Origin of the sequence: Buttiauxella sp., from assembly GCF_049686335.1 — a bacterium.
Lineage (GTDB): Bacteria > Pseudomonadota > Gammaproteobacteria > Enterobacterales > Enterobacteriaceae > Buttiauxella.
The window spans coordinates 1-23,321 of the sequence record NZ_JBAVHX010000027.1 but is presented as its reverse complement, the minus strand read 5'-3'; the positions used below and the strand labels follow the sequence as shown (position 1 = coordinate 23,321).

Here is a 23,321-nt window from a genome sequence, read left to right as displayed (position 1 = left end):
ACCTCATATTACAACTGTGTTAACAAACAGCGTCAGGGTACTATAGTTTTCGCCCTGTCGCTACAATGTACACTTCACGTGAGCGGGCACGAGAAGAGTCCGGTTTACGAACTTTAACTGTCGTAAACAGGGAGCGAATTTCTCGCAGGTATTCATCGAAACCTTCGCCCTGAAACACTTTCACTAAAAAACTACCGCCTGGGGCCAGAACGTCACGACACATTTCCAGTGCCAGTTCTACTAAATACATAGCCCGAGGAATATCTACTGCCGGTGTCCCGCTCATATTTGGAGCCATATCTGACATGACAACCTGAACTTTACTGTCACCAACACGATCCAACAGAGCTTTCACGACTAGTTCATCACGAAAATCACCCTGAAGGAAATCAACACCAACGATAGGATCCATTGGTAAAAGATCGCAAGCAATGATTCGCCCCTGATTCCCGATCTGAGTCACGACATATTGTGACCAACCTCCGGGAGCAGCACCAAGATCAACAATCGTCATTCCTGGCTTAAAAAGTTTGTCACTTTGCTGTATTTCATCAAGTTTAAACCAGGCACGGGAACGTAACCCCTTTTTCTGTGCCTGAATAACATATTTATCGCTAAAGTGTTCCTGCAGCCAGCGACTGGAGCTGGCAGAACGCTTTTTACCTGTCATCTCAAATTCCAACTTTGTTCATCGTGAATAGCAGGCTGTAGAGTTCTCAGCACAACCGATTTGGCGATACAGTAGAGATGGCGGTAGAATGAACCGTTTTCAATCCCAAAGTAAGCAAAAAATACGATGAATCTGAGTACTAAACAAAAACAGCACCTGAAAGGTCTTGCTCATCCGCTCAAGCCTGTAGTCATGCTTGGCAACAACGGTTTGACCGAAGGGGTACTGGCCGAGATTGAACAAGCGCTTGAACATCATGAGTTAATCAAGGTGAAAATCGCAACGGAAGATCGCGAAACTAAAACCTTGATTGTAGATGCCATCGTGCGTGAAACCGGCGCCTGTAATGTACAGGTTATCGGTAAAACGCTGGTGCTCTATCGCCCGTCTAAAGAGCGCAAGATTTCTCTGCCAAAATAAGCAGAGAGTGTGCAAAATGCCACGCTCTGTTAGTTGATAAAAGGCCGCGATGCGGCCTTTTTCCTTTCTTTACAATACGCCACGCTATAAAAAAGCGTAGCAGAAATTATAAATATTCCACTTTTACAATTTCGAACTCAACATCGCCACCCGGCGTGCGGATAACCACAACATCATCTTGCTCTTTACCCACAAGACCACGAGCGATAGGTGAATTCACAGAAATTAGATTCTGTTTAAAATCAGCTTCATCATCGCCAACAATGCGATAAGTCTGCTCTTCGTCGTTATCCAGATTCAAAACCGTCACGCTCGCCCCAAAAATCACACGGCCGTTATTTGGCATTTTTGAGATATCGATAACTTGAGCGTTTGACAGCTTAGCTTCGATATCCTGGATACGACCTTCACAAAAACCCTGTTGCTCACGCGCAGCATGATATTCAGCATTTTCTTTTAAGTCGCCGTGTTCGCGGGCATCCGCAATCGCGGCAATAATCTGTGGGCGGCGCACGGACTTCAGGAAATCCAGCTCTTCACGTAATCTTTCTGCGCCACGTAGGGTCATCGGAATAGGTTGCATTGTTATACCTCTTCAAAACTTTCCTGTTCAGAACTGCCCTGCAGCACTTCTGAATCCGGAGCCTGGTTTGCATAAATAAGGCAAACCCCTGGCACTAAGCAAAATAAAAACTGACCCGGCGCAAAGCACCAGGCCAGGAACGGTTTCCAAATTGACCTGCATTTTACCCTGGAGTTCACTGAGGGTCATCGTTTACTTTGCACCGCGATGCACCGTAGTATGACGGCACGTTTCCAGGTTGTTACCGCGAGATTATGCGATTTTTTAGATTTGTCATTGGATTGACCAGTGCTGTGGTGTTAAGCGTCCAGGCTGCCAACGTAGAAGACTATACCTCCCAATTGCCCGCTGGTGCGAATCTGGCTTTGATGGTGCAAAAAGTGGGTGCGCCCGCTCCTTCTATTGACTATCACAGTCAACAGATGGCGCTGCCTGCGAGTACCCAAAAGGTCATCACGGCTCTGGCAGCACTCCTGCAGCTAGGACCCGATTTCAGGTTTACGACCACCCTCGAAAGCCATGCTCAAGTCAGTAATGGCGTCTTGCAAGGGGACCTTATTGCGCGATTTGGCGGTGATCCCACGCTAAAACGTCAGGATATTCGCAATATGGTGGCTGTTCTGAAAAAATCAGGCGTGCAACAAATTCAGGGCAATGTGCTGATCGATACGTCAGTTTTCGCCAGCCATGACAAAGCACCGGGATGGCCATGGAATGATATGACGCAGTGTTTTAGCGCTCCGCCAGCTGCCGCCATCGTCGACCGAAACTGTTTCTCGATTTCACTCTACAGCGCGCCAAAAGCTGATGATTTAGCGTTTATTCGCATCGCCTCTTACTACCCGGTAGTGATGTTCAGCCAGGTACGTACGCTCGCAAAAGGTTCTCCAGATGCACAATATTGCGAGCTGGATGTCGTCCCGGGTGATTTAAATCGCTTTACGCTAACCGGTTGTATGACTCAACGAGCGGACCCTCTCCCCCTGGCATTTGCGATACAAGATGGCGCAAGTTATGCCGGTGCGATTGTGAAAGCTGAGCTTAAAGAAGCGGGCATCAGTTATAGCGGCACCCTGTTACGCCAAACGCTAACCAATACCCCAGGCACGGTGATTGCCAGTAAGCAATCCGCTCCGCTGCACGATTTGTTGAAGATTATGCTCAAGAAATCGGACAACATGATAGCCGATACTGTTTTTCGTACTATCGGCCATAACCGCTTTGGTGTGCCAGGAACCTGGCGTTCCGGAGCAGATGCGGTTCGACAAATTCTTCGGCAGAAAGCGAATGTTGATTTAGGTAACAGCATCGTGGTCGATGGTTCCGGGTTGTCGCGTCACAATCTCATCTCCCCCGCGACCATGATGCAAGTGCTGCAATACATCGCCCAGAATGACAGCGAGCTTAACTTCATCTCGATGCTACCGTTAGCGGGTTATGACGGCTCGTTACAGTATCGTGCTGGTCTGCATCAGGCCGGTGTTGATGGCAAAGTTTCTGCGAAGACCGGTTCACTGCAAGGTGTTTATAACCTTGCTGGATTTATTACCACCGCCAGCGGTCAAAGAATGGCCTTTGTGCAATATTTGTCAGGCTATGCTGTGGAGCCTGCCGACCAACGTAACCGTCGTATCCCATTAGTGCGCTTCGAAAGCCGTCTCTATAAGGATATCTACCAGAATAATTGAGTTATGAAACTACTGATTGTTGAAGACGATTTATTGTTACGTGAAGGCCTGGTTCTGGCTATGAACGGCGAAGGTTATGCGCTTGATTGTGCAACGACTGCCGCCGAAGCTGATGCGCTGATTGAAAGTGGCGAATACGGCATGATCATTCTCGATCTTGGCCTGCCAGATAAAGATGGCTCCACGCTATTAAGGCAATGGCGACGTCGCAGTATCAGCACCCCGGTGCTGATACTGACGGCTCGTGATGCGCTCGAAGATCGCGTCAATGTCCTGGACTCAGGCGCAGATGACTATCTGGTCAAACCGTTTGCGCTTGCGGAACTGCAAGCTCGTACCCGGGCTCTGATTCGTCGTTATCAGGGGCAAAGCGATAATCTTCTTCAGCATGATGACCTGACGCTCAACCTGCAAACTCAGCAGGTTCTCTTGCAAGATCAGCCGGTTGAAATCACGCCAAAAGAGTTCGCATTACTTACACGTTTGATGATGCGTATCGGACAGACGGTGCATCGTGAAACGTTGCAACAGGATATCTATAGCTGGCAGGACGATCCGGGTTCAAATACGCTTGAGGTTCATATCCATAATCTGAGACGCAAATTAGGTAAAGACAGGATCAAAACTGTTCGGGGCGTGGGGTATCGACTGGATAGCCGCGTATGAACAGCATGCGTCAGCGTTTGATGGTACTCCTCGCGCTTATTCTTTTGTTTTTCCAGCTCATTAGCGTTATCTGGTTATGGCATGAAAGCCGCGAGCAAATCAGTTTTCTGGTAAGTGAAACGCTATCAGCAAAAGCGCGAAATCAACATGTTGAGAAGGAGATCCGCGAAGCGATTGCCTCGCTGCTGGTTCCTTCTCTGGTGATGATTGGCTTCACCCTGTTCTTCTCGTTCTGGGCGATTACCTGGATAACTCGCCCATTAAACCAACTGCGCACAAGCCTTGCCAATCGGTCTGCCGATAACCTGTCGCCGCTTTCCATGTATTCAGATATGGACGAAATGGTGGCCGTGACCAACTCACTGAACCAGCTTCTGTCGCGACTCAACAATACCATTCAGCAAGAACGCTTATTTACCGCAGACGCCGCTCATGAATTACGTACGCCGCTTGCGGGCATTCGGCTCCATCTCGAGTTGATGGCAAACTCCGGCGTTCAGCAGGCTCCTATGCTGTTGGAGCGCATAGACCAGCTGATGCATACCATTGAGCAATTACTGATGCTCGCGCGCGCTGGGCAAGCGCTGGCAAGTGGTCATTACGATACGCTTAACTGGCATCGCGACATTATTTCACCATTAAAGATGGAAATGGAAGAGATGGTGACCGTGCGTGAGCAAACCATTGTCTGGCCGCAAGAGAGCCAAAATATCGTTCAGGGGGATGCCGTGCTGCTGCGCCTGATGTTGCGTAACCTGATGGAAAACGCTTCTCGTTATAGCCCGCATAAAAGCACTATTTCGATATCACTAACCGCTCAGGATAACGGAGCGAAGCTAACGGTTTCAGACCAGGGTCCGGGTATCGATGAAAAACATCGCCAGACCATTACCGACCCCTTCCGTCGAATGGACGAACGTTACGGTGGGAGCGGGCTCGGACTCAACATTGTCCAACGAATCGTCCAGCTCCATCATGGAGAACTGGTGTTAGATAACGGGACCGATGGTATTGGTCTGCAAGCAAGCTGCTGGATCCCCTCACAGGGCCAGTAAAACAAGCAATAAAAAAGGCCGGAAATCTCCGGCCTTTCATATGATAACGTTTTATTTCTGATAGATGATTTCGACACCTTCGTCGTCATCTTCATCCCAGTCGTCATCCCAGTCTTCGTCTTCTTCGGCTTCCACGGCGTCGAGTTGCTGTTGATGATAGTCATCCCACATAAACTCAACTTTCTCAGGTGCCACAGGTTCAAGCTCGGCAACTTTCGGGTTAGCAATGATGAAGTCCATTACATCCCAGCACAGTGCGTTGACGCCTTCGCGATTTACCGCAGAGATCAGATAGTATTTGTCTTCCCAGCCCATCGCGGTCGCAATTTCTTTAGCGCGCGCTTCGGCATCTTCTTTGCTCATCAGATCGGCTTTGTTGAAGACTAACCAACGTGGCTTATCAGCAAGTTTCTCGCTGTATTTTTCCAGCTCACCAATGATGATACGGGCGTTCTCAACCGGATCTGATTCATCAATTGGTGCGATATCGATGAGGTGCAACAGCACGCGACAACGCTCAAGGTGCTTCAGGAAGCGGATACCAAGGCCAGCGCCTTCAGCGGCACCTTCAATCAATCCTGGAATATCGGCAACCACAAAGCTCTTCTCGTTATCCATACGGACAACGCCAAGGCTTGGAATCAAAGTGGTAAACGGATAGTCCGCTACTTTTGGTTTCGCTGCTGACACAGAGCGAATGAAGGTAGATTTACCGGCATTCGGTAAACCCAGCATGCCAACGTCAGCCAACAGCAACAGCTCAAGCTGGATATCACGCTTCTCACCTGGCGTACCCATGGTCTTTTGACGTGGAGTACGGTTTACAGATGATTTGAAACGGGTGTTACCCAGACCGTGCCAACCGCCTTTAGCGACCATCAGCCTTTGACCATGCTGAGTCATGTCACCCATGGTTTCGCCGGTACCCTGATCGATAACACGCGTCCCGACAGGGACTTTAACCGTGATGTCTTTACCACGCTTGCCGGTACAGTCACGGCTCTGACCATTTTGACCACGTTCAGCGCGGAAAGATTTCTCGAAGCGATAATCGATCAATGTATTGAGGTTTTCATCCGCCTCAAGCCAAACATCACCGCCATCACCGCCATCACCACCGTCCGGGCCACCTCTGGGAATATATTTTTCACGACGGAAGCTAACGCAGCCGTTACCGCCATCACCTGCTACGACCAGGATCGTTGCTTCATCAACAAACTTCATTTCACTTCTCCGTAAATCATTCGCCCGAACGTTGTACTGGAAGAACAGCTTCGGTTTTGCGCCAACGTCCCCAAAGACGGTGACCAATGGCTGAATACATTGCACCTGCAACCACGACGAACGCGCCGGTATAACCTACGAGGTTAAGTAACGGCATGGCGAAGAAATCGGGCCAGGCTAACGCTAATAAATCTGAAAATAACAAAGTAAACAGCGGGGTCAGCGTGATAATGGCGCTAACCTGTGCCGCCTGCCACCGTGCCATTGCTTCTGCCAGTGCCCCATACCCAACCAGTGTATTCAGGCCGCAGAAAACTAAACATGCCAGTTGCCAGTGACTGAGTTGGAAAACCTTATCCAGCTGAGCCAGTGGCAAAAGCGCAAGAGTACATAAAGTGTACAGCAAAAAGAGGATCTGTTGCGAGGCCAGGCGGCGTAATAATACCTTCTGCGCCACGCCATAGGTGACCCACACTGTCGCCGCCAGAACACCAAATATCACCCCAAGGGTGTAATCAGTCAGGCGGGTAAAAATTTCTATCAGGCTGGTGTTAAAGAACATCACCAACCCGCAAAGTAACATTATGGCTCCGATGACTTGCGTGCCGCGCATCTTCTCTTTGAGCACAACCACACTTGCCACCATCATTCCCACCGGGGAAAGCTGGCCAATGACCTGAGACGCCGTTGGACTCAGGTACTGCAACGAAGAACTAAACAGCAAAAAGTTACCGAACAATCCACCGGTCGCAATGGCGAGCAAAGCTAACCAACGTGGTTTTCGGAACAGGCGTAAAGGTGGCAATTTTCCGCGAATCGCGAGAATGCTACCGAGCCCCAGGCTTGCCATCAGAAAGCGATAAAACACCACGGTAGGTGGTTCCATTACCGTCAGCACTTGTTTCATTGCTATTGGTAGTGCTCCCCAGCAAATTGCTGTAGTCAGCGCCAACAGAATGCCAATGCCTGCCTGCTGTTTCATTGCGTGATCCCTGCGACTGCCTGATTTACCGGTCGCAGAATGTAAAAAGCCCCGCAACGTGTTGCGGGGCTTCTATCCGTTACCGGGACGCGAAAAACTTATTCAGCAACGATGCTGATGAACTTACGGTTTTTCGGACCTTTAACTTCGAACTTAACTTTACCGTCAGTCAAAGCGAACAGAGTATGATCTTTGCCGCAACCTACGTTAGTACCAGCGTGGAATTTAGTACCACGTTGACGAACGATAATGCTGCCTGCCAGAACTGCTTCACCGCCGAAACGTTTTACGCCCAGACGTTTAGCTTCGGAATCGCGACCGTTACGAGTAGAGCCGCCAGCCTTTTTATGTGCCATTTAATATGCTCCCCTGTATTAAGCGCTGATGCCGGTGATTTTCACATCAGTGAACCACTGACGATGACCCTGCTGCTTACGGTAGTGTTTACGACGACGAAACTTAACAATCTTAATTTTCTCGCCACGACCATGAGCAACAACTTCAGCTTTGATTACGCCGCCATCGACGAAAGGAACGCCGATTTTGATTTCTTCACCATTAGCGATCATCAGAACTTCTGCGAACTCAACTGCTTCGCCAGTTGCGATGTCCAGCTTTTCCAGGCGAATGGTTTGACCTTCGCTTACTCGGTGTTGTTTACCACCACTTTGGAAAACCGCGTACATATAAAACTCCGCTTTCCGCACGCACCTTACGTATGTTTCAGGTGGCGCTATAAATATTCACAATAGGGCGCGAATATTACGCAAAACGAGAGCCTTTGACAAGCCCTGTCATGAAACAGAGTAGAAAAAAAACGCAACATCACACCAGCCGTTTATCTGCCTCGTTTTTTCAGTACAATCTGTACTACATTATTACTCCTCTACCCTCACGTGATTTCGTATAGACATGTGGTAAACAGGACTTTATGCCAGAATTTTGCGATGAATTTAGAAAAAATTAATGAGTTAACCGCGCAAGATATGGCGGGCGTCAATGCGGTCATCCTTGAACAGTTGAATTCAGATGTCCAATTGATCAATCAGTTAGGGTATTACATCGTCAGTGGCGGTGGTAAGCGTATCCGCCCGATGATTGCTGTTCTGGCTGCTCGTGCGCTCGGTTATCAGGGCAATGCGCATGTCAATATTGCAGCACTCATCGAATTTATTCACACGGCGACGTTATTACATGATGACGTAGTAGATGAGTCGGATATGCGTCGTGGCAAGGCCACAGCCAACGCGGCTTTCGGCAATGCGGCCAGTGTTCTGGTCGGCGATTTTATTTACACCCGCGCTTTCCAGATGATGACTCAACTCGGTTCACTCAAAGTGCTGGAAGTCATGTCCGAAGCGGTAAATGTGATTGCTGAAGGTGAAGTTCTGCAATTGATGAACTGCAATGACCCGGATATCACCGAAGAAAGCTACATGCGGGTTATCTACAGCAAAACAGCCCGGTTATTTGAAGCTGCCGCCCAATGCTCCGGTATTTTAGCTGATGCCACTTTAGAGCAAGAAAAAGCGCTTCAGGATTATGGCCGCTATTTGGGTACCGCTTTCCAGCTCATTGATGACCTGCTGGATTACAGTGCTGACGGGCAAACGCTGGGCAAGAACGTCGGTGATGACCTAAACGAAGGCAAGCCTACTCTCCCGCTCCTGCACGCAATGCGTAACGGCACGCCAGAGCAAGAAAAAATGATTCGTGAAGCCATTGAACAAGGTAACGGGCGTCATTTGCTGCAACCTGTTCTGGATGCGATGGCGGCTTGTGGCTCTCTGGAATGGACTCAATTACGCGCAGAACAGGAAGCGGATAAAGCAGTAACTGCCCTCGAAATCCTGCCAGAAAGCGAACACAAACAGGCGTTGATTGCTCTTGCTCATATGGCGGTTCAGCGCGATCGCTAAACTATTTAGCGCGCCGCAAAAGGCGCGCTAAGTTTCCAATAAATTCATTTCACCTCTCCTCTATATCTCTTCACTCCACGATTTTTTCATTGGTTTTCATTCACTTTGTGTAGAAAAACACAGATTTGATTTTTCACGAAATTATTGGAATCTTTTGAATTGTCACTATGCTATAAATTCCCTTGATTAAACCGGTAAAATTAAGCGGTTACAGGGAGAAACATGGAAAGTAAAAATTCTGACTGGCACCCAGCAGATATCATCGCAGGGTTACGTAAACGGGGAACATCACTGGCGGCAGAATCACGAAAAGCGGGGTTGAGTTCATCGACTCTGGCTAACGCATTAACGCGTCCATGGCCAAAGGGTGAATTGATTATCGCGCAGGCACTGGATATTTCGCCGTGGATGATTTGGCCTTCGCGCTACTATGATCCGCACACTAATCAGTTTATTAATCGTGAGAAATTGATGCGTAGGCGATAAAAAAAACCGGGCATGCCCGGTTTTCTCTTTTAACAGCGAAAATTATTCGCCGCCGCTACCTTTCACACGCTCAATCTTCGCACCCAGCGCCTGAAGTTTATCTTCAATGCGCTCGTAGCCGCGATCAATGTGATAAATACGGTCAACGACTGTCGTCCCTTCAGCAATACAACCCGCCAGCACCAGGCTCGCAGATGCACGCAGATCGGTTGCCATCACTTGCGCACCAGACAGTTTTTCAACGCCGTGGCAAATCACCGTATTACTTTCAATCTCAGCATGTGCGCCCATACGAATCAGTTCTGGGACGTGCATGAAGCGATTTTCAAAAATGGTTTCAGTGATAACACCCGTACCTTCAGCAACCAGGTTCAACAGCGTGAACTGTGCTTGCATATCAGTCGGGAAACCTGGGTGCGGAGCAGTACGCACGGTGACACCTTTAGGGCGCTTACCATGCATATCCAGGCTAACCCAGTCAGCACCAACTTCGATATCTGCACCCGCTTCGCGCAGCTTCGCCAGCACAGCATCCAGTGTGTCTGGTTGAGCGTTGCGGCAAACAATTTTGCCACCTGAAATCGCCGCAGCAACCAGGAAAGTCCCGGTTTCGATACGGTCAGGCACAACGCGGTAAACTCCGCCACCGAGGCGTTCAACACCCTGGATGGTAATACGATCGGTACCAGCACCGGTGATTTTCGCACCTAATGTGTTCAGGAAGTTCGCTGTATCAACGATTTCCGGCTCACGGGCTGCGTTTTCAATGATAGTGGTGCCTGTAGCAAGCGTTGCAGCACTCATGATGGTGACAGTGGCGCCTACGCTCACTTTGTCCATCACGATGTGTGCACCTTTCAGACGCCCCTGAACAGAAGCTTTAACGTAGCCTTCTTCCAGTTTAATTTCAGCACCCAGTTGCTCAAGGCCAGAAATATGCAGGTCGACAGGACGTGCACCGATTGCACAGCCGCCAGGCAAAGAAACCTGACCCTGGCCAAAACGTGCAACCAACGGTCCCAGTGCCCAGATAGAAGCACGCATGGTTTTCACCAGGTCATACGGCGCACAGAAGATGTTAACGTCGCTGGCATCGATCCACACAGAACCATTACGCTCGACTTTGGTACCCAGTTGGCTTAACAGCTTCATGGTGGTATCAATGTCTTTCAGTTTTGGAACGTTCTGAATCTCAACTGGCTCTTCGGCCAACAGGGCAGCAAAAAGGATCGGCAGGGCAGCATTCTTGGCCCCGGAGATCGTCACTTCACCACTCAGTCGGGTTGGCCCCTGAACACGAAATTTATCCATTACAGCTGCTCTCTATTAAATTCAAGTCGTTACAACCCGCCGTGGCGAATTGCTCAAAAACCATTAAGTTTACGATCGCGATCCCACTCTTGCGGAGTGTAGGTCTTGATGGAAACCGCATGAATGCGGTTATCAGCAATCAGCTCCATCAATGGCGCATAAACTGTCTGTTGCTTCTTCACGCGACTTAACTCGGCGAATAACTCACCCACCGCAATCACCTGAAAATGGCTGCCATCGCCTGAGACGTGGACTTCCTGGAGGGGCAGTGCGTTCATCAGCACTGTCTGAATTTCATGATTTTCCATGGGATATAATTCGTCGGTTAATGAAACAAGCCACACATCTTAGAGGAAAGTGGCGCGAGCTTAAATAAGCAAAAAGCCCCTGATCTCATTAGATCAGGGGCAATGATAGTAACGCTATGAAAACACTAGCCTGCAAATGCAGGAAGGATGTCTTCTGGAAGGTTATAAAGTTTAGTCAGTGTCTGTAAGTTATCACTGGCTCCCTGAAGCTCCACTTCAACGTTTTGACGTCTGGCGAAAGCAACAAGATGAATCAACAGCGCTAATCCTGAGGTATCGACACGCGATAAACCAGCAAGGTCGAGTGCCTTGATACCTGCCATGATTTGCTCACGCTGGCGCCATAACGGCCCCACGGTGTCGCTGTCCAGCTCCCCCGTCAGGTGTAAGGTCGCTTCTTCACGCTGCCAGTTAAGCTCACCCGCCATTACTTTTTCGCTTCCAGGGTAATTGGCATGCGAGAGATGGTTTGCAGTTGCGCTGTCAAACCGTCGATACCTTTGGTACGCAGAATATCGCTCCACTCATTTTGCTTGGTGGTGATCATGCTGACACCTTCAGCAATCATGTCGTAAGCCTGCCAGTTACCGGTCTGGCTGTTTTTACGCCACTGGAAATCAAGGCGTACCGGCGGACGACCGTTTGGATCGTTGATGGTGACGCGAATCGCGATGATAGTCGCATTACCCAGCGGCTGCTCTGGGGCGATTTGGTAGGACTGTCCGTTATACATGGCAAGAGCCTGGCCGTAAGCTTGCTTCAGATACTCTTCGAAGGCTTTGAAATAGGCATCACGCTGCGCAGGTGTCGCATCTTTGTAGTAACGACCCAGAACCAGCGCCCCGGCGTATTTAATCTGCACATACGGTAACAGTTCCTGACCTACGACTTCGCGCAGGTAGTCAGGATTCTGACGAATTTTAGGTTGCTCGTTTTTAAGACGATCAAAAGTTTTTTGCGCCGCTTCGCCCATCAATTTGTAGGGATTCGTTTGATCCGCAGCATTCGCCAGTGGTGCGATGACCAGCATAGCAATCATAATCAGTCGTTTGAACATTACACTTTTCCTCTTAGATTAGTGCGTGGTGCCAGGCTGTGGCGCTGCACTATTATTCTCTGAATCCTGCGATGGGGCATCCCCTGAATTCTGATTGTCACCGTTTCCGCTCTTATAGAGGAATTGGCCAATCAGGTCCTCCAGCACCAGAGCTGATTTGGTATCCTGAATCGTTCCGCCTTCTTTAAGGATAGATGAACCGAGCTCCGGGTCATCAAAACCGAGATTTAACGCCAGATATTGCTCACCCAACAAACCCGAAGTACGGATAGCCAGTGAACTGGTATCAGGGATACGGTCATAGCGTTTTTCTACATCCAGGGTAACACGCGGTAAGTACGTTTTCGGATCCAGAGTTATATCGTCGACACGCCCGATAACCACCCCGCCGAGGCGCAGTGGGGAACCTGTTTTCAGGCTGCCGATGTTATCAAACGTCGCATAAATCCGGTAAGTTGGCTCACTGCGCAGCGAAGTGACGTTTGCCACTTTCAGACACAAGAAGACGATGGCTGCCAGCGCGATAATCAAAAATGCCCCAACCCCAGTTTCAAATTTCTTAGTTTGCATGAACTTAATTCCCAAACATCAGTGCTGTAAGCACAAAATCCAGGCCTAAAACGGCCAGTGAAGCGTGCACAACGGTTCGTGTTGTTGCCCGGCTAATCCCTGCGGACGTAGGAATAGCATCGTAGCCATTGAATAATGCAATCCAGGTTACTGTTATCGCAAACACCACGCTTTTGATGACACAGTTAACCAAATCAGTACGCCAGTTGACGGCGTTTTGCATTGCAGACCAGAAGAAGCCGGCATCGATTCCCTTCCAGTTAACACCCACCAGTGCACCACCCCAAATACCGACCGCGACAAAGATAAGTGTCAGCAAGGGTAATGAAATCACACCAGCCCAAAAACGAGGTGAAACGACTCGGCGCAGAGGGTCAACAGCCATCATTTCCATACTGGAGAGTTGTTCTGTTGCTTTCATTAAGCCGATTTCTGCCGTCAACGCTGAACCAGCACGTCCGGCAAACAGGAGTGCTGCGACGACTGGACCCAGCTCGCGCAGTAATGACAAGGCGACTAACATACCGAGGCTTGATTCCGCACTGTAAGTCGTCAGCACTAAGTAGCCTTGCAGGCCTAACACCATGCCGATAAATAAGCCGGAAACGATGATAATAATCAGCGACAACACGCCGACGTTATACAGTTGGCGAACCAGTAACGGCGCGTGTTTGCGGAATTCTGGCTTCCCCACCACCGCATTGAAAAGCATTATTCCAGCCCGGCCAAATGACGCGCAGGTTTTCAATCCCCGCCGCCCGAATGATGCCAGTGCATTAAAGAACATGAGCAACTTAACTCCCTGTTTCTGATAATAAGTCATTCCGATAATCCATGGCCGGATAGCGGAACGGTACTGGCCCATCGGCAATACCATCGAGGAACTGGCGTACCCGCGGGTCGCAATTTTCACGCAGAGCCGCAGGGGTCCCTTCAGCTACAATGTGCTGATCCGCTGCAATATAGGCGTAATCGGCAATACTCAGCACTTCAGGAACGTCGTGAGAAACCACAATACACGTCACACCCAGCGCGCTGTTCAGTTCCGAAATCAGTTTGACCAAAACCCCCATAGTAATAGGATCCTGGCCAACAAATGGCTCATCAAACATGATCAAATCGGGTTCGAGAGCGATGGCACGAGCAAGGGCTGCACGTCGGGCCATGCCGCCTGAGAGTTCGTTAGGCATCAGTTTAGCGGCACCGCGTAATCCCACCGCTTCAAGCTTCATCATTACGGTGCTGTGCAGCAATTCTTCTGGCAAGCGGCGATGTTCACGCAGCGGATATGCCACATTTTCAAAGACATTCAGGTCGGTAAACAACGCGCCAGACTGGAACAGCATACTCATACGTTTACGTACATTGTATAAACGCGTGCGCGACATGGCCGGCACGTTTTCACCGTCAAACAGGATTTCACCGCTGTCAGGCTGAATTTGACCACCTATCAACCGCAATAATGTTGTCTTGCCAATACCTGAAGGCCCCATTATGGCGGTAATTTTACCCCGTGGCACGTTCAGAGAAATATTGTCAAAGATGCGCCGACTACCGCGAGTAAAACTCACACCGCGAATTTCGACCAGATTCGCCTGCGTCTGGCTCATCGTCTTTCCTTTTATCAATTTCATGGACGAAGCATTAATTGGAAACTCGGTTCCAACCCAATATCCTTACAGAATAATACCCGTCCAGATTAGCGAAAACTGGCATTTGTTTTACTTTTCTGCCACATAAAGTCAGAATTAAGAATCTTGCCTGGCCCTACAGATCTGTATGCTCTGCCGGAACTTTCACAGCACAAGACCGGCGATTATACCTGAATAAAGGATTTTGCATGCTGTTAGCTACAGCTCTGTTAATTATTGGTTTGCTTTTGGTCGTGTATGGCGCCGACCGACTGGTGTTTGCCGCATCCATACTTTGCCGCAGCTTTGGGGTTCCTCCCCTACTGATCGGTTTGACTGTCGTCAGTATTGGCACTTCACTTCCTGAGCTCATCGTCGCCAGCTCTGCGGCCCTACATGGTCAACTGGACTTAGCCGTCGGAACGGCTTTAGGTTCAAATATCACCAATATTTTGCTGATTCTCGGCTTAGCGGCTCTTTTGCATCCATTTACCGTGAATTCCGATATTCTTCGTCGCGAATTGCCCCTAATGTTAGTCGTCAGCGCCATTATCGGCTGGCTGCTTTTCGATAACCAGTTAAGCGTTATTGATGGTGTTATTTTGATTGCTGTTGCAGTGGCGTATCTGCTGTTTACGATTAAAATAGCGCGCCTTGCCGGGAATGAAGGTGCCGACAAACTGACGCGTGAGCAGTTGGCTGAACTTCCTCGTGAAGGCAATCGCCCCGTCGCATTTTTGTGGCTCGCCGTTGCTTTAATTATTATGCCGATGGCGACGCGCATGGTTATCGATAATGCCAGTGTGCTGGCGAACTACTTTGGCGTAAGCGAGTTAGTGATTGGCCTGACCATCATTTCGGTTGGCACAAGTCTACCTGAGCTTGCAACAACCATAGCAGGTGCACGGAAAGGTGAAGATGATATTGCGATTGGTAATATCATTGGCTCGAATATTTTCAACATTGTTCTGGTGCTGGGAATCCCGGCGATAATCGCACCAGGCGAAATCGACCCTCTTGCTTTTGCACGAGACTATTGGGTGATGTTGGTCGTCAGTGCCATTTTCGCGGTACTTTGCTGGCGTAAGCCTCGCTCTATCGGCAAGACGGCAGGCGCTCTGTTAACATGTAGTTTCTTCGTATGGATTGTGATGCTGTGGTTTGTTGCATCACCGGTCGTTGGGTAAAACGGAACGGAAATTATGTCACAGATAGATTTACAACCGGGTTTTGACTTTCAACAAGCAGGCAAAGAAGTCCTGAAGATCGAACGTGAAGGCCTGGATCAACTTGAGCAATACATCAATACAGACTTCTCTGCAGCCTGTGAAAAAATGTTTTATTGCAAAGGTAAAGTTGTCGTTATGGGCATGGGTAAGTCTGGCCACATCGGTAAAAAGATGGCGGCAACGTTTGCCAGTACCGGTACCCCCTCGTTTTTCGTCCATCCTGGTGAAGCAAGCCACGGCGATCTTGGGATGGTTAGCCCACAAGATATTGTCATCGCGATTTCCAACTCCGGTGAGTCAAACGAAATTCTGGCACTGATTCCCGTTCTTAAGCGCTTACAGGTTCCGCTCATTTGCATCACCAGTCGCCCGGAAAGCTCCATGGGTAAAGCGGCGGAAGTCCATTTGTGTGTCAAAGTACCGCAAGAGGCCTGCCCGCTTGGCCTGGCCCCAACTTCCAGCACTACAGCAACCCTGGTAATGGGCGATGCACTTGCCGTTGCGTTGCTTAAAGCGCGTGGCTTTACCGCAGAAGATTTTGCACTTTCTCACCCTGGCGGCGCATTGGGTCGTAAACTGTTACTACGCGTCAGCGATATCATGCACAGCGGTGATGAGATCCCTCATGTCAGTAAAGATGCGACCTTGCGCGATGCATTATTGGAAATTACACGTAAAAACATGGGGATGACCGTTATCTGTGACTCGTTGATGAAAATCGAAGGGATCTTCACGGATGGTGATTTACGTCGCGTGTTTGATATGGGCGTTGACCTCCACTCCCTGAATATCGCAGATGTCATGACGCCAGGTGGTATTCGCGTTCGTCCGACACTGCTGGCGGTAGATGCGCTCAATCTGATGCAGTCTCGCCACATCACCTCGGTACTGGTTGCAGATGGCGACCAACTACTCGGTGTGGTACATATGCATGACATGCTACGCGCTGGCGTGGTTTAACAAAGGATTAGCCTTAATGAGTAACCATGAAGCGTCACTTGCCACCTGTTATGGCCCGGTAAGCACGCGCGTGATGGAGCGGGCAGCAAACGTGCGCCTGCTCATTTTAGATGTTGATGGCGTGATGTCTGATGGCCTGATTTACATGGGTAATAGCGGCGAAGAGCTGAAAGCATTCAACGTGCGTGATGGCTATGGGATCCGTTGTGCGCTAACTTCAGATATTGAAGTTGCGATTATCACTGGCCGTAAAGCAAAGCTTCTCGAAGACCGATGCGAAACGTTGGGGATTACCCATCTCTACCAAGGGCAATCGGACAAGCTTGTGGCTTTTCAGGATCTCTTAGATAAGCTTGCTATCTCTGCAGAGCACGTTGCTTATGTTGGTGATGACTTAATCGACTGGCCGGTAATGGCCAAAGTGGGTTTGAGCGTTGCCGTTGCTGATGCTCATCCTCTGCTGACTCCTCGTGCCGACTACGTGACTCGCATTGCTGGCGGGCGTGGAGCGGTCCGTGAAGTGTGTGATCTCCTGTTACTGGCACAAGGAAAGCTTGATGAGGCCAAAGGGCTATCTATATGAGTAATACCAGACGTTGGGTTATCATCCTGCTTTCATTGCTGGTATTGATATTGATTGGCGTAAATCTGGTCGATAAGGATACCGTGGTTCAACCGACGGTCACCAGCAACGAAGCAACCTATCAAAGTGAACATTCCACGACCCTGGCCTACAGTCCTGAAGGGGCTTTGAATTATCGACTGGTCGCGGAACATGTTGAATATTTTTCCGATACCGCCATCTCATGGTTCACCAAGCCGGTGATGACGCAGTACGACGAAAATAAAGTTGCAACCTGGTCATTACGAGCAGATCGCGCCAAACTTACTAACGATCGGATGCTGTATTTGTATGGGAATGTGGAGCTGACTGCTCTGACGCCAGATTCTCAGCTACGTAAAATTACCACGGACAATGCGCAGGTTAATTTAGTCACTCAGGATGTTGCCTCTGATGACCAGGTAACCTTGTACGGAACCAGCTTTAACTCCACCGGCCTCAAAATGCGTGGAAACTTACGCAGCAAAAATGCCGAGCTGATTGAAAAGGTTAGAACATCCTATGAAATCCAAAATAAACAAACTCAGCCGTAATTTAGTACTAACCAGTACGCTTTTAGCCGCCAGTTTTTCGGCATTTGCGCTGACCGGTGATACCGACCAGCCGATTCATATTGAATCTGACCAACAGTCGCTGGATATGCAAGGCAACGTCGTCACCTTCACTGGCAATGTGATCGTGACGCAAGGCAGTATCAAAATTAATGCCGATAAAGTGGTTGTGACCCGTCCTGGCGGTGAAGAAGGCAAGGAAGTCATTGATGGATACGGTAATCCAGCCACTTTCTATCAAATGCAGGATAGCGGTAAGCCGGTAAAAGGCAACGCGTCTACCATGCATTATGAGCTGCAAAATGATTTCGTCGTGCTGACCGGTAATGCCTATCTGGAACAGTTAGATAGCAATATCAAAGGCGACAAAATTACTTACCTGGTTAAAGAACAAAAGATGCAGGCGTTTAGCGAAAAAGGTAAACGTGTCACCACCGTTCTGGTCCCTTCTCAGTTGCAGAAAAAAGACGGCCAGGCTCCGGCACCCGCCCCTGCGCAGAAAAAGAGTAACTAATTCGTTATGGCGACTTTAATTGCAAAAAATCTCGCTAAAGCCTACAAAGGCCGCCGCGTTGTTGAAGATGTCAGCCTGGCGGTGAAGTCAGGTGAAATTGTCGGATTACTTGGCCCGAACGGTGCCGGGAAAACCACGACCTTTTACATGGTGGTCGGCATTGTGCCGCGCGATGCAGGCAACATTATTATTGATGATGAAGACATCAGCCTTCTGCCCCTGCATGCACGTGCTCGTCGAGGGATCGGCTACTTACCGCAAGAAGCCTCAATTTTCCGCCGTTTAAGCGTGTTTGATAACTTGATGGCGGTGCTGCAAATTCGTGACGACCTCTCCGTTGAGCAGCGTGAAGATCGCGCTAATGAGCTGATGGAAGAGTTCCACATCGAACATTTGCGTAATAACCTCGGGCAGTCATTGTCTGGTGGTGAACGTCGTCGTGTCGAAATTGCCCGCGCATTGGCGGCAAATCCAAAATTTATTCTTTTGGATGAACCTTTTGCCGGTGTTGATCCAATCTCCGTCATCGACATTAAGCGAATCATTGAGCACCTGCGCGACAGCGGGCTCGGGGTGTTGATTACTGACCATAACGTACGCGAAACGTTGGCTGTTTGTGAACGTGCCTACATCGTTAGCCAGGGCCATTTAATCGCCCATGGCACGCCAGCTGAAATCCTGGAAGACGAGCATGTTAAGCGCGTGTATCTGGGCGAAGAGTTCAGACTCTGATAGGGTAGGAAATATATTTATCAATACTCGTCATCATTCGAGTGGCCAACGCCCTTGCCATTCGAATGATGACGAGTATTTACCTGAGGAAGTTCGCTCTGAATATGAAGCAAGGTTTGCAATTACGGCTTAGCCAACAACTTGCTATGACTCCCCAGTTACAGCAGGCTATTCGTCTGTTGCAACTGTCGACGTTAGAGCTACAGCAAGAACTTCAGCAAGCACTGGAAAGTAACCCACTGCTTGAGCAAACCGATCTGCATGAAGAAATTGAAACTCAGGAAGTGCGTGAGAATGAAGCGTTAGATACGCGTGAAGCACTTGAACAAAAAGAGATGCCCGACGAGTTGCCGCTGGATACCAGCTGGGATGAAATCTACACCGCAGGCACGCCATCAGGAACCGGTACAGATTACATCGATGATGAATTGCCGGTTTATCAGGGTGAAACGACACAAACGCTGCAAGATTACTTAATGTGGCAAGTCGATCTCACGCCGTTTTCAGATACCGATACCGCGATAGCGACCTCAATTGTCGATGCCGTCGACGAAATGGGTTACCTCACCGTCTCTTTGGAAGAAATTCTGGAAAGCATGGGCGATGACGAAATCACGATTGACGAAGTGGAAGCCGTCCTCAAGCGCGTTCAACGTTTCGATCCCGTCGGTGTCGCCGCACGCGATCTGCGTGACTGCCTGCTTATCCAGCTTTCACAATTCAGCCGCGACACACCCTGGCTTACCGAAGCGCGCTTAATTGTCAGCGAGCATCTGGATCTGCTCGCCAACCATGACTTCCGCAGCCTGATGCGCGTCACTCGTCTGAAAGAAGAAGTGTTGAAAGAGGCAATGTGCCTGATTCAATCCCTTGACCCTCGTCCAGGGCAGTCCATTCAGACCAGTGAGCCGGAATATGTCATCCCGGATGTGCTGGTGAAAAAGGTACAGGGTCGCTGGACGGTAGAACTGAATGCTGACAGCATTCCACGTTTGAAAATAAACCAGCAGTACGCTGCGATGGGCACCAATGCCCGCAATGACAGCGACTCGCAATTTATTCGTAGTAACTTGCAAGAAGCAAAGTGGCTGATTAAGAGTCTGGAAAGCCGGAACGACACGCTGCTGCGCGTAAGCCGCTGTATCGTCGAACAACAGCAGGGCTTTTTTGAACTTGGCGAAGAGCACATGAAACCGATGGTGCTTGCTGATATCGCCCAGGTGGTCGAAATGCATGAGTCGACCATTTCCCGTGTGACCACGCAGAAATATCTGCACAGCCCACGCGGTATTTTTGAATTAAAGTATTTCTTCTCAAGCCATGTCAACACCGAAGGTGGAGGTGAAGCCTCCTCGACGGCAATTCGTGCATTGGTGAAGAAATTAATTGCTGCGGAAAACCCAGCGAAACCACTGAGCGATAGCAAGTTAACGACTATGCTATCCGATCAAGGGATCATGGTGGCACGCCGCACCGTTGCGAAGTACCGAGAGTCTTTATCCATACCACCGTCAAATCAGCGTAAGCAATTGGTTTGACTTAACCGATAAGGAAGACACTATGCAGCTCAACATTACAGGACATAACGTCGAAATCACTGACGCGCTACGCGATTTTGTGAGTACGAAGTTTGCCAAACTGGAGCAGTACTTCGACAGAATTAACCAAGTCTATATTGTGTTAAAAGTTGAAAAAGTCACGCATATTGCTGATGCCACGCTACATATCAATGGTGGTGAAATTCATGCCAGCGCGGAAGGCCAGGACATGTATGCGGCGATTGATGGCTTGATTGATAAACTGGCACGCCAGTTAACCAAACATAAAGATAAACTAAAACAACACTGATAATCCGGGCAACTGTTTCAGCGTTTACGGCTCGTTGCGTGGAGTAGCGGGCCGTTAGCATAACAGGGTGCTTAGGTGAACTTATGATGAACAACGATTCAGCTCTACAACTTAGTAATGTCCTGAACAAGGAATGTACCCGTACCAATGTACATTGCCAGAGTAAAAAACGTGCACTGGAAATCATCAGTGAACTGGCGGCAAAACAGCTCGGCCTGCCACCACAAGTGGTGTTTGAAGCCGTGTTGACGCGCGAGCGCATGGGCAGTACCGGTATCGGTAATGGTATCGCCATTCCCCATGGGAAACTGGAAGAAGATACCACCCGTGCTGTTGGGGTGTTTATCAAACTGGAAACCCCTATCGCCTTTGACGCCATTGATAATCAGCCGGTTGACCTGATGTTTGCGCTGCTTGTTCCTGCGGATCAAACAAAAACGCACTTACATACTTTGTCTCTGGTAGCAAAACGTCTGGCGGACAAAACGATTTGCCGACGCCTGCGTTCCGCACAGAGCGATGAAGAGCTTTATCAGATCATTACCGAAACCGAACAAGGTAGTGAAAGTGAATAATCTGGCTGCGGTAACAGGTGTGCCACAGCAAGAGAAGTTGGGGGAGTGAAAACATGGTGCTGATGATTGTCAGCGGCCGCTCTGGTTCAGGGAAGTCTGTAGCCTTGCGTGCACTAGAAGATATGGGATTCTACTGCGTAGATAACCTGCCAGTAGTGCTGTTGCCTGATCTTGCCAAAACTCTCGCAGAACGCCAAATTTCTGCGGCAGTCAGCATCGATGTGCGTAACATGCCGGAAAACCCGGAAATTTTTGAACAGGCAATGACCAATCTGCCTGACACATTTTCGCCACAATTGCTGTTCCTTGATGCCGATCGCAACACGCTGATCCGTCGTTATAGTGACACGCGTCGCTTGCATCCACTTTCAAGTAAGAACCTGTCGCTGGAAAGCGCGATAGATGAAGAAAGCGATTTGCTGGAGCCGCTGAAATCCAGAGCGGATCTGATCATCGATACTTCTGAGATGTCGGTGCATGAACTCGCGGAAATGCTGCGTACCCGTTTGCTCGGCAAACGCGAGCGCGAGTTGACCATGGTGTTTGAGTCCTTTGGCTTTAAACATGGTATCCCGATTGATGCAGACTACGTATTCGATGTGCGCTTCCTGCCAAACCCGCACTGGGATCCGAAGCTGCGCCCGATGACGGGTCTGGACAGACCTGTTGCTGCGTTCCTCGATCGTCATACCGAAGTTCACAACTTTATCTACCAAACGCGCAGCTATCTTGAGTTATGGTTACCGATGCTGGAAACCAACAACCGCAGCTATCTGACTGTGGCCATTGGTTGTACCGGTGGTAAACACCGTTCGGTTTATATTGCTGAGCAGTTGGCAGATTATTTCCGCTCACGCGGCAAGAATGTGCAATCCCGTCACCGTACGCTGGAAAAACGCAAAACATGACCGTAAAACAAACCGTTGAAATCACCAATAAACTGGGCATGCACGCACGCCCAGCAATGAAACTGTTCGAATTGGTACAAAGCTTTGACGCTGAGGTGATGTTGCGTAACGAGGCGGGTACTGAGGCTGAAGCCAATAGCGTCATTGCACTGCTGATGCTGGATTCTGCCAAAGGCGGCCATATTGAAATTGAAGTCACTGGCCCGGAAGAAGAACAGGCACTGAACGCGGTTATCGCGCTGTTCAATGCCGGTTTTGATGAAGACTAATATCATTATGTATTTTGATATTTATCGTTAGAATTACTTAACTATTTATACAGCGATATTAATTAAGACAATCAACTTATTATATTTAATAGGTTGATTGCCAGTCGCACATTTTAATATTACATATATAAGCTATTAATCCCATAGTTATATTCACCTCATAAATATTCCGCAAACCGATCTTATTACAAACAACATTTATCGTTGATTTAATTTAAAAGCCTATCAATACTCAACACACCAATATATTTGCATCTATTTTTATTCAGATAAAAATGATGTGTGAGTGGTGTGATGATAAAAGGATTTATATTATGGCCTCAGACGGCACCCGCTTTACCTTCACCGCCGGGCATACTCCGGCGGACACCTTTGCGGTGGTGAGCTTTAAACTCAAGCAGTCCCTCTCTTCCCTGTTCAGCCTGGATATCACCGTCGCCTGCAAGGACCCGGCAATTGACTTCAAAAACATCCTTGATGAAACAGCCACTCTGGTTATCTGGCAGGGCGAAGAAATTAAACGCCGGGTGCGCGGTATCGTCA

31 protein-coding genes are annotated in these 23,321 nt (G+C 49.1%); 18 read left to right on the top strand and 13 right to left on the bottom strand.

Annotation, left to right across the window (positions count from 1 at the left end; translation table 11 throughout):
* Window positions 1-40: 40 nt before the first annotated feature.
* Window positions 41-670, bottom strand: coding sequence for a 23S rRNA (uridine(2552)-2'-O)-methyltransferase RlmE (rlmE, locus tag WBL83_RS17355; protein ID WP_034459701.1), 630 nt, complete (start codon window positions 668-670; stop codon window positions 41-43).
* A gap of 126 nt (window positions 671-796) precedes the next feature.
* On the opposite strand from rlmE, the gene yhbY reads away from it, so the two are divergent.
* Window positions 797-1,090 (top strand): ribosome assembly RNA-binding protein YhbY, encoded by a 294-nt coding sequence (gene yhbY / locus WBL83_RS17350; protein ID WP_008454796.1) that lies wholly within the window; start codon window positions 797-799, stop codon window positions 1,088-1,090.
* 106 nt (window positions 1,091-1,196) lie between these two features.
* On the opposite strand, the gene greA is transcribed toward yhbY, so the two are convergent.
* Window positions 1,197-1,673: a transcription elongation factor GreA gene (gene greA / locus WBL83_RS17345; protein ID WP_034498827.1), complete on the bottom strand. Its 477-nt coding sequence runs from the start codon at window positions 1,671-1,673 to the stop codon at window positions 1,197-1,199.
* A 254-nt stretch (window positions 1,674-1,927) separates the two neighbouring features.
* On the opposite strand from greA, the gene dacB reads away from it, so the two are divergent.
* Genes dacB through pmrB form a run of 3 tightly spaced genes read left to right on the top strand, consistent with a single transcriptional unit; the run spans window position 1,928 to window position 5,082 of the window.
* Entirely contained in the window at window positions 1,928-3,361 is a 1,434-nt protein-coding gene (gene dacB, locus WBL83_RS17340) for a serine-type D-Ala-D-Ala carboxypeptidase (protein WP_424590317.1), read from the top strand.
* A gap of 3 nt (window positions 3,362-3,364) precedes the next feature.
* Complete coding sequence (pmrA, locus tag WBL83_RS17335; protein WP_424590316.1) at window positions 3,365-4,027, top strand: two-component system response regulator PmrA; 663 nt, start codon at window positions 3,365-3,367, stop codon at window positions 4,025-4,027.
* Entirely contained in the window at window positions 4,024-5,082 is a 1,059-nt protein-coding gene (pmrB, locus tag WBL83_RS17330; RefSeq protein ID WP_424590315.1) for a two-component system sensor histidine kinase PmrB, read from the top strand. The genes pmrA and pmrB overlap by 4 nt, the downstream gene beginning before the upstream one ends.
* Window positions 5,083-5,133: 51 nt before the next feature.
* Here pmrB and cgtA read toward each other — a convergent pair whose 3' ends face one another.
* The 4 genes from cgtA to rplU form a co-directional block, all read right to left on the bottom strand.
* Window positions 5,134-6,306, bottom strand: a complete 1,173-nt coding sequence (cgtA, locus tag WBL83_RS17325) for an Obg family GTPase CgtA (RefSeq protein WP_424590314.1) — start codon at window positions 6,304-6,306, stop codon at window positions 5,134-5,136.
* A 16-nt stretch (window positions 6,307-6,322) separates the two neighbouring features.
* Window positions 6,323-7,288, bottom strand: coding sequence for a DMT family transporter (locus WBL83_RS17320; RefSeq protein WP_183270795.1), 966 nt, complete (start codon window positions 7,286-7,288; stop codon window positions 6,323-6,325).
* A 98-nt stretch (window positions 7,289-7,386) separates the two neighbouring features.
* A complete protein-coding gene (rpmA, locus tag WBL83_RS17315) occupies window positions 7,387-7,644 on the bottom strand; it encodes a 50S ribosomal protein L27 (RefSeq protein ID WP_024549632.1) in 258 nt (85 codons plus the stop codon).
* An 18-nt stretch (window positions 7,645-7,662) separates the two neighbouring features.
* A complete protein-coding gene (rplU, locus tag WBL83_RS17310; protein ID WP_034459723.1) occupies window positions 7,663-7,974 on the bottom strand; it encodes a 50S ribosomal protein L21 in 312 nt (103 codons plus the stop codon).
* A 261-nt stretch (window positions 7,975-8,235) separates the two neighbouring features.
* Here rplU and ispB point away from each other — a divergent pair, with 261 nt between their 5' ends.
* Window positions 8,236-9,207, top strand: coding sequence for an octaprenyl diphosphate synthase (gene ispB, locus WBL83_RS17305; RefSeq protein WP_424590313.1), 972 nt, complete (start codon window positions 8,236-8,238; stop codon window positions 9,205-9,207).
* 222 nt (window positions 9,208-9,429) lie between these two features.
* Window positions 9,430-9,693, top strand: coding sequence for a DNA-binding transcriptional regulator SfsB (gene sfsB / locus WBL83_RS17300; protein WP_424590312.1), 264 nt, complete (start codon window positions 9,430-9,432; stop codon window positions 9,691-9,693).
* A 42-nt stretch (window positions 9,694-9,735) separates the two neighbouring features.
* Here the strand turns inward: sfsB and murA are convergent, their stop codons facing one another.
* From murA to mlaF, 7 genes are all read right to left on the bottom strand, one after another.
* Window positions 9,736-11,004, bottom strand: a complete 1,269-nt coding sequence (gene murA, locus WBL83_RS17295) for a UDP-N-acetylglucosamine 1-carboxyvinyltransferase (RefSeq protein ID WP_424590311.1) — start codon at window positions 11,002-11,004, stop codon at window positions 9,736-9,738.
* Between the two features lie 53 nt (window positions 11,005-11,057).
* Complete coding sequence (gene ibaG, locus WBL83_RS17290; protein WP_034459734.1) at window positions 11,058-11,312, bottom strand: BolA family iron metabolism protein IbaG; 255 nt, start codon at window positions 11,310-11,312, stop codon at window positions 11,058-11,060.
* Window positions 11,313-11,437: 125 nt separating this feature from the next.
* Window positions 11,438-11,740 carry a lipid asymmetry maintenance protein MlaB gene (mlaB, locus tag WBL83_RS17285; RefSeq protein ID WP_424590310.1) on the bottom strand — a complete coding sequence of 101 codons (303 nt, stop codon included), beginning with the start codon at window positions 11,738-11,740 and terminating at the stop codon, window positions 11,438-11,440.
* A complete protein-coding gene (gene mlaC, locus WBL83_RS17280) occupies window positions 11,740-12,369 on the bottom strand; it encodes a phospholipid-binding protein MlaC (RefSeq protein WP_424590309.1) in 630 nt (209 codons plus the stop codon). The genes mlaB and mlaC overlap by 1 nt, the downstream gene beginning before the upstream one ends.
* Before the next feature lie 18 nt (window positions 12,370-12,387).
* Window positions 12,388-12,939, bottom strand: coding sequence for an outer membrane lipid asymmetry maintenance protein MlaD (gene mlaD, locus WBL83_RS17275; protein ID WP_424590308.1), 552 nt, complete (start codon window positions 12,937-12,939; stop codon window positions 12,388-12,390).
* Window positions 12,940-12,943: 4 nt separating this feature from the next.
* On the bottom strand, window positions 12,944-13,726 hold the full coding sequence (mlaE, locus tag WBL83_RS17270; RefSeq protein ID WP_424590337.1) for a lipid asymmetry maintenance ABC transporter permease subunit MlaE: 783 nt from the start codon (window positions 13,724-13,726) through the stop codon (window positions 12,944-12,946).
* A 7-nt stretch (window positions 13,727-13,733) separates the two neighbouring features.
* Window positions 13,734-14,549, bottom strand: coding sequence for a phospholipid ABC transporter ATP-binding protein MlaF (gene mlaF, locus WBL83_RS17265; protein WP_424590307.1), 816 nt, complete (start codon window positions 14,547-14,549; stop codon window positions 13,734-13,736).
* Window positions 14,550-14,779: 230 nt separating this feature from the next.
* Between mlaF and WBL83_RS17260 the strand changes: the two genes are divergently transcribed.
* The 12 genes from WBL83_RS17260 to WBL83_RS17205 form a co-directional block, all read left to right on the top strand.
* Window positions 14,780-15,757, top strand: a complete 978-nt coding sequence (locus WBL83_RS17260) for a calcium/sodium antiporter (RefSeq protein ID WP_424590306.1) — start codon at window positions 14,780-14,782, stop codon at window positions 15,755-15,757.
* A gap of 15 nt (window positions 15,758-15,772) precedes the next feature.
* Window positions 15,773-16,759, top strand: a complete 987-nt coding sequence (gene kdsD, locus WBL83_RS17255) for an arabinose-5-phosphate isomerase KdsD (RefSeq protein ID WP_424590305.1) — start codon at window positions 15,773-15,775, stop codon at window positions 16,757-16,759.
* A 16-nt stretch (window positions 16,760-16,775) separates the two neighbouring features.
* Window positions 16,776-17,342: a 3-deoxy-manno-octulosonate-8-phosphatase KdsC gene (kdsC, locus tag WBL83_RS17250; RefSeq protein WP_424590304.1), complete on the top strand. Its 567-nt coding sequence runs from the start codon at window positions 16,776-16,778 to the stop codon at window positions 17,340-17,342.
* The gene (gene lptC, locus WBL83_RS17245; protein WP_424590303.1) at window positions 17,339-17,914 is read left to right on the top strand and encodes an LPS export ABC transporter periplasmic protein LptC; all 576 of its coding nucleotides are present in this window, start codon (window positions 17,339-17,341) and stop codon (window positions 17,912-17,914) included. Before kdsC ends, lptC begins: the two co-directional genes overlap by 4 nt.
* Entirely contained in the window at window positions 17,883-18,446 is a 564-nt protein-coding gene (gene lptA, locus WBL83_RS17240; protein WP_424590302.1) for a lipopolysaccharide ABC transporter substrate-binding protein LptA, read from the top strand. The genes lptC and lptA overlap by 32 nt, the downstream gene beginning before the upstream one ends.
* A 6-nt stretch (window positions 18,447-18,452) precedes the next feature.
* A complete protein-coding gene (gene lptB, locus WBL83_RS17235) occupies window positions 18,453-19,178 on the top strand; it encodes an LPS export ABC transporter ATP-binding protein (RefSeq protein ID WP_424590301.1) in 726 nt (241 codons plus the stop codon).
* A 104-nt stretch (window positions 19,179-19,282) separates the two neighbouring features.
* Window positions 19,283-20,716 carry an RNA polymerase factor sigma-54 gene (gene rpoN, locus WBL83_RS17230; protein WP_424590300.1) on the top strand — a complete coding sequence of 478 codons (1,434 nt, stop codon included), beginning with the start codon at window positions 19,283-19,285 and terminating at the stop codon, window positions 20,714-20,716.
* A 22-nt stretch (window positions 20,717-20,738) separates the two neighbouring features.
* The gene (hpf, locus tag WBL83_RS17225) at window positions 20,739-21,026 is read left to right on the top strand and encodes a ribosome hibernation promoting factor (RefSeq protein ID WP_324116742.1); all 288 of its coding nucleotides are present in this window, start codon (window positions 20,739-20,741) and stop codon (window positions 21,024-21,026) included.
* Window positions 21,027-21,109: 83 nt separating this feature from the next.
* Complete coding sequence (gene ptsN, locus WBL83_RS17220) at window positions 21,110-21,601, top strand: PTS IIA-like nitrogen regulatory protein PtsN (RefSeq protein ID WP_183270814.1); 492 nt, start codon at window positions 21,110-21,112, stop codon at window positions 21,599-21,601.
* Window positions 21,602-21,654: 53 nt separating this feature from the next.
* Window positions 21,655-22,509, top strand: coding sequence for an RNase adapter RapZ (gene rapZ / locus WBL83_RS17215; protein WP_183270815.1), 855 nt, complete (start codon window positions 21,655-21,657; stop codon window positions 22,507-22,509).
* Entirely contained in the window at window positions 22,506-22,778 is a 273-nt protein-coding gene (gene npr, locus WBL83_RS17210; RefSeq protein ID WP_064543100.1) for a PTS phosphocarrier protein NPr, read from the top strand. The genes rapZ and npr overlap by 4 nt, the downstream gene beginning before the upstream one ends.
* 314 nt (window positions 22,779-23,092) lie before the next feature.
* Window positions 23,093-23,321 (top strand): contractile injection system protein, VgrG/Pvc8 family (locus tag WBL83_RS17205; RefSeq protein WP_424590299.1); only part of this gene is annotated, 229 nt, incomplete at its 3' end.